Source organism: Verminephrobacter aporrectodeae subsp. tuberculatae At4 (assembly GCF_000193225.1).
Classification (GTDB): Bacteria; Pseudomonadota; Gammaproteobacteria; order Burkholderiales; family Burkholderiaceae_C; genus Acidovorax; species Acidovorax aporrectodeae.
Genome location: NZ_AFAL01000279.1, coordinates 1 through 972, shown reverse-complemented (window position 1 = coordinate 972; position 972 = coordinate 1). Strand labels below are relative to the sequence as shown.

General features: G+C 74.1%; 1 protein-coding gene. It reads left to right on the top strand.

Annotated elements, in window-relative coordinates:
- Positions 1 to 972 (top strand): 3'-5' exonuclease (locus VTU_RS26170; protein WP_010102340.1); only part of this gene is annotated, 972 nt, incomplete at both ends.

The following is a 972-nucleotide window of genomic DNA, read 5'->3' as shown; positions in this document are numbered from 1 at the left end:
GAGAAGGCCGACCTGTTCGACGCCCCCGAGGTGCAGGACATGGTGGCGCTGCTCGACGCGCTGGTGTCCACGGGGCATGACCTGGCGCTCGCGCGTGCGCTCAAGTCGCCGCTGTTCGGCCTGGGCGACGACGCCCTGGTGGCGCTCGCGCAGCTGCGCCGCATGCCGGAACACGCGGCCTGCAGCTGGTTCGATTTGTTGCAAAAAAGGGAGCTTCTGCCCGAGGATCTGCGGGCGCATGGAGCGGTTCTGGCCGAATACAAGGCCTGGGTGGACCGGCTGCCGCCGCACGATGCGCTGCACGCCATCTACCAACACGGCGATGTGCTGGCGCGCTTTGCCGCCGCCGCGCCCGCCGCGCAGCGCCTGGCGGTGCAGGCGAATCTGCGCGCCCTGCTGGCGGCCGCCCTGCAGCACGGCGGCGGCCGCTACCTCACGCCCTACGCCTTGGTCCGGGCGATGAAAAGGGGCGGCGTGCGCGCACCGGGGCGGGTTGACGCGCTGGCAGTCCGCCTGCTCACCGTGCACGGCGCCAAGGGCCTGGAGGCCCGCTGCGTGCTGCTGCTCGACACCGACGCCCCCCCGCCCAAGGCCGAGACCATGGGCGTGCTGCTCGACTGGCCCGGCGAGCAGGCCGCGCCCACGGGGTTCGTGTTCCTGGCCAGCGAGTCGGACCCGCCGCCCAGCGCCCGGGACGCACTCGCCGCCGAGCGGCAGGCGCGCCAGCGCGAAGAGCTGAACATGCTCTACGTCGCCATGACGCGCGCCAAGCACTGCCTGGCCCTGTCGGCGGTGCAGTCGGCGCAGTCCGGCGCCTGCGGCAGTTGGTGGAGCCGCCTCGCGCCGCTCGCGGACGACGCGCCCGCGCCGGACAGTCCGGCGGCCGCCGGGGACGCGGCAGGCGCGCAGGCGCACACGCACATCACCCTGGCCGAATTGCCCACCCTGCCCATCTTGCCCGCCGCCCCCCCG